Origin of the sequence: Aeromonas sp. R1-1, assembly GCF_040908495.1 — a bacterium.
Classification (GTDB): domain Bacteria; phylum Pseudomonadota; class Gammaproteobacteria; order Enterobacterales; family Aeromonadaceae; genus Aeromonas; species Aeromonas veronii.
Genome location: NZ_JBFODV010000002.1, coordinates 1 through 4,829, shown reverse-complemented (window position 1 = coordinate 4,829; position 4,829 = coordinate 1). Strand labels below are relative to the sequence as shown.

The 4,829-nt window shown below is 57.5% G+C and carries 5 protein-coding genes; 1 reads left to right on the top strand and 4 read right to left on the bottom strand.

Translation table 11 applies throughout. The annotated features are described in order from the left end of the window. The 4 genes from AB5Y92_RS00030 to AB5Y92_RS00015 form a co-directional block, all read right to left on the bottom strand. Positions 1-688 (bottom strand): ABC transporter permease (locus AB5Y92_RS00030; RefSeq protein WP_368225052.1); only part of this gene is annotated, 688 nt, incomplete at its 3' end. Between the two features lie 3 nt (positions 689-691). Continuing rightward, positions 692-1,432, bottom strand: a complete 741-nt coding sequence (locus tag AB5Y92_RS00025) for an ABC transporter permease (RefSeq protein ID WP_005352911.1) — start codon at positions 1,430-1,432, stop codon at positions 692-694. A 211-nt stretch (positions 1,433-1,643) separates the two neighbouring features. Further along, a complete protein-coding gene (locus AB5Y92_RS00020; protein ID WP_005337307.1) occupies positions 1,644-2,417 on the bottom strand; it encodes an ABC transporter substrate-binding protein in 774 nt (257 codons plus the stop codon). A 49-nt stretch (positions 2,418-2,466) separates the two neighbouring features. Further along, positions 2,467-3,237 carry an ABC transporter ATP-binding protein gene (locus AB5Y92_RS00015; protein WP_005337310.1) on the bottom strand — a complete coding sequence of 257 codons (771 nt, stop codon included), beginning with the start codon at positions 3,235-3,237 and terminating at the stop codon, positions 2,467-2,469. 533 nt (positions 3,238-3,770) lie between these two features. Between AB5Y92_RS00015 and AB5Y92_RS00010 the strand changes: the two genes are divergently transcribed. Further along, positions 3,771-4,673 (top strand): lysine exporter LysO family protein, encoded by a 903-nt coding sequence (locus tag AB5Y92_RS00010; protein ID WP_323895252.1) that lies wholly within the window; start codon positions 3,771-3,773, stop codon positions 4,671-4,673. Positions 4,674-4,829 lie beyond the last annotated feature (156 nt).

The following is a 4,829-nucleotide window of genomic DNA, read 5'->3' as shown; positions in this document are numbered from 1 at the left end:
CATTGCGCGGGCGCAGGTGGGCGTGCCAGCGCGCTTCCCACTTCTTGAACAGCCAGACGATGACAAAGGTGAGCAGCATATAGAGCAGCCCTGCGGTCAAAAACGCCTCGAACGGACTGTAGTAGCGAGAGTTGATGATCCGCGCCGCACCGGTCAGATCGACGATGGTGATGATGCCCGCCACCGCCGAGCCCTGCAGCATGAAGATCACCTCGTTGCTGTAAGCCGGCAGTGCCCGACGAAACGAGTTGGGCAAAATGATCCGGGTCAGAGTCTGCCAGCGGGTCATGCCAAAGGCGTTGGCTGCCTCAATCTGGCCACGCGGCATATTGTGTACCGCCCCGCGCACGATCTCGGCGGTATAGGCGGCGGTATTGAGGGTGAAAGCCAGCAGCGCACAGAACCAGGCTTCGGAGAAGAGCGACCAGGCGGCACTGTTCTTCAGCCACTCCCACTGGGCGGCGCCGTAGTAGATGATAAAGAGCTGCACCAGCAGCGGGGTGCCGCGAAAGAAGTAGATATAGGCCCAGATCGGCCCCTTGATCAGCCAGTTGCGGCTATTGCGCAGGATGCCCATGGGCACCGCCAGCATCAACCCAAGGATCAGAGAGAGGGCCACCAGCCAGACGGTGGTATAGAGCCCCTCCCAGTAGGTGGGCCACTCTTTGAGAATGATTGAGAAATCCATGGCTTACCTCGTCTTGATGGCATAGTGACGCTCGGCCCACTTGAGCGCCGAGGTGGAGACTGCGGTGAAGATCAGGAAGATCAGCGCCACCGCCATGTAGAAGGTGAAGGGTTGCTGGGTCGAGCCCGCCGCCAGCGAGGCTTTGCGCACCATGTCATCGAGGCCGATGATGGAGACCAGCGCGGTGGTTTTCAGCAGCACCAGCCAGTTGTTGCCAAACCCGGGCAGAGCGTGGCGCATCATCTGGGGGAAGAGAATCCGCACAAACACCTGGGTTGCCCGCATGCCAAAGGCCCGTGCGGCCTCCAGTTCGCCTTTGTCCACCGCCAGAATGGCGCCACGAAAGGTCTCGGTCATGTAGGCGCCGAAGATAAAGCCGATGGTCGCGACACCGGCCACAAAGGGGCTGATGTCGATATAGTCCGGAAGCAGGGAGACCCACTCCTGATTGGGATTACTCTCCAGTAACCAGCTGTTGTAAGTCTCGTTGACCCAGGTGCAGATACCGTTGATCAGCACCTGGCCGCCAAAGAAGAGCAGCATCATCAGCACCAGATCGGGGATGCCGCGAATAATGGTGGTGTAGCCGGTGGCGATGGCCCGGGCCCACTTGTAGGGAGAGAGTTTGGCCAGCGCCCCCAGCATCCCCAGCAGCAACGCCAGCAGCAGGGAGGCCAGCGCCACTTCCAGGGTGACCCAGGCGCCCTCCAGCAGCGAGGCTTCGTATCCTTTCAAATCAAACATATGCAGCTCCATCGCCACTGAATCTTCACGCACCTGCTAACCAGAAGGCTCCATAGCAGTCCGAATGAAATATGTGCAGCTCCATTGCAATCAATGCGGGCCCGTAAACTCCCTCAGGGAGGTGACGGGCCCGATGACTACTGACGGGATCAACCTGTCGTTACTTGCCGTAGACGTCTTTGGACTTACTCGCCGTAAACGTCTCTTTGTTTTACTCTCCGTAAACGTCGAACTCGAAGTACTTGTCGTTGATTTCCTTGTACTTGCCGTTGGCACGCAGCGCCAGAATGGCGGCGTTGAATTTCTCTTTCAGATCCTTGTCAGCCTTGCGCACCGCAATACCGGCACCCTCGCCAAACCACTTGGGATCGGTCAGTTTCGGGCCGACGAATTCGAAGGCATCACCGCCCTCTTTCTTCAGCAGACCGTCGGTGATGGCGGCAGAGTCGGCCAGCACATAGTCCACACGACCGGATTTCAGGTCGAGATAGGCTTCATCGGCGGTGCCGTAACGCTTGATGGTGGCGTTGGGGAAGTTGTCGGTAATAAAGGTATCCATGGAGGTCGCACGCTGCACCGCGACGGACTTGCCTTCCATAAAGGCTTTGTCGAGCTGCACGTCAGTGCCCTTCTTGGCGGCAAAGCGGGCCGGAATGTGCTGGTACTTCTGGGTGAAGTCCACCTTCTTCTTGCGCTCTTCTGTGATGTCCATGGTGGCGATGATGGCGTCAAACTTGCGTGACAGCAGCGCCGGAATGATGCCGTCCCAGTCCTGCTTGACCAGGGTGCATTTCACTTTCATCTCTTCGCACAGGGCGTTGGCGATGTCGATATCAAAACCTTTCACCTCGCCACTGGGCTCGGTCCAGGAGAAGGGGGGATAGGCACCCTCAACCCCGATCCGGACCTCTTTCCACTCCTTGGCCATCAGGCTACCGGACGCGAGGGCAGTAACTACGGCTGTCGCCAGCATCAGCTTGTTCATGTATCTCTCCTTGATAAAACAGTTGATTGGGTAACCAGGCATCCCGCCATCAGTAGATGGAGGAGATGAATTGCTTGAACCGCTCGGATTTGGGATGGGCGAAAATCTCCTTGGGGTTGCCCTCCTCTTCCACCCGCCCCTGATGCAGAAACATCACCTTGTTCGATACATCCCGGGCAAACGACATCTCGTGGGTCACCACCAGCATGGTGCGCCCCTCTTCAGCCAGCTCGCGCATCAGGCCGAGCACCTCCCCCACCAGCTCGGGATCCAGCGCCGAGGTGGGTTCATCGAACAGCATCACCTCGGGCTCTACCGCCAGCGCACGGGCAATGGCGGCCCGCTGCTGCTGACCACCGGAGAGGTGGCCGGGATAGTAGTCACGCCGCTCCCAGAGTCCAACCCGGTTGAGCAGTTGCTCTGCCTTGGCCAGTGCTTCGGCGCGAGGCACCTTGAGCACCTGGATCGGCACTTCGATGATGTTCTGCATGATGGTCATGTGTGACCAGAGATTGAAACTTTGAAACACCATGGCCAGCCGGCTGCGGATCCGCTCCACCTGACGCATATCCTCGGGCAACCGCTCGCCGGCGCGGCTGGTTTTCATCCGGATCAGCTCGCCATGGAGCGAGACGGTGCCGGATGAGGGGGTTTCGAGCAGATTGATACAGCGAAGAAAGGTCGACTTCCCCGAGCCGGAGGAGCCGATAAGGGAGATCACATCCCCCTTGTGGGCGGTCATGTCGATGCCCTTGAGCACTTCGTGGGTGCCAAAATATTTGTGCAGATCACGTACTTCCAGTGCGGCAACGTCGCTCATCCATTACAACCTTGTCTGTCCCTAGACGCCGCAGGGGGCGTGACTCAACCATCGTCCATTTAACAAAAAGTTAACCGATGGCAACCTTCAGCGAAAATATCACCCGGATAGTGAAAAAACAATACAGAACGAGGGTCTTCAGGGGATTCGCTCTATTTTTATTCGCTCTTTGCGTATTTTTCAGCACTTTGTTTGCATAAACAGCCGTTTCAATGGCTATTCCGATAACGCCTTTTTATACCCCAATCATATCAGTGGCAAGAGAAAAGCGTGATGTGTGCCAAACCGGCACCAAAATGGCTTTATGCACCCCCTTGCCGAGCGAAATATCGGCCCCCCGATTGGATCAACTTGATTTCATTGGTGCACTCGGGCTCGCACAGAACCTTATCAAACAGAGAGGTTGTGGCAAAAAAGTAACAATCCGCCCCCAAAAGGGCTGTTTTCGGCCATGAAAGCGATAGATATGTGACACAGAGCCAATAAGTAATGATAAGGTGGTGTTTTTATCAGTTTTTGTGATCGAGGCCTCGATGCTGCTCAATGTGTTGCTGATCCTGTTGCCACTGGCAATCGGCTATCTGGTTCCCCTCTCCTCTGCCCGGCTGATCAAGCTGGTCAACCAGAGTCTGGGCAAGATGGTCTACCTCATTCTGTTTCTGATGGGGCTCGGGCTTGCCTATGTGGAAAACTTGGGCAGCAATCTGGCGGTGATCTTCAAAGTCGCCGGGGTGATGCTGACCGCGATCACGCTCTGCAACCTGCTGGCCCTCTGGTGGCTCGACAAGCGCACGCCGCCGACCCACGAGGCGAGCGATAGCAAAATGCCGAGCAAGCTGCACCTGTTGTGGGAATCCCTGCAGCTCTGCTTTGTGGTGCTCGGCGGTGTGCTGCTCGGGTTGCTGGTGGATCTGCGCGCCCTGCCCATCGACAAGTGGAGCGAATGGGCCCTGATGCTGCTGCTGTTTCTCATCGGGGTGCAGATGCGCAACTCCGGCATGCGGCTGCGCCAGATCCTGCTCAACCCCTGGGGGATGAAGATCGCCGCTACCGTCATCCTCAGCAGCTGGCTTGGCAGCCTGCTGGCGGCCCAATTGCTGGGGATGCCCTTTGCCCATGGTCTGGCGATGAGCTCGAGCTTCGGTTGGTATTCGCTCTCCGGCATTCTGGTGGCCGACAAACTGGGGCCGGTGCTCGGTTCTGCTGCCTTTATCAACGATCTTGGGCGTGAGCTTATCGCCATTCTGATCATCCCGGTCCTGATGCGACGCCACCCCTCGGCGGCCATCGGTTATGGCGGCGCCACGGCGCTGGACTTCACCCTGCCGGTCATCCAGAAATCAGGGGGCATTCAGGTGGTGCCGGTGGCCATTGTCTCCGGCTTTATCCTGAGCCTGCTCGGCCCCATCCTGATCCTCGGGTTTCTGGCGCTCTAAGCCTGATTCCCACATTGCAGATAAAAAAGCCCGACCTTGTTGTCGGGCTTTTGCTGTTTGGATGTCCCGTCCTGAATATGGTTTACACCTTTCCCCCTAATAAATGGAGAGCCCGATGGGACAAGGTGTGAAACGGACACAGCGCGATTACTCGCT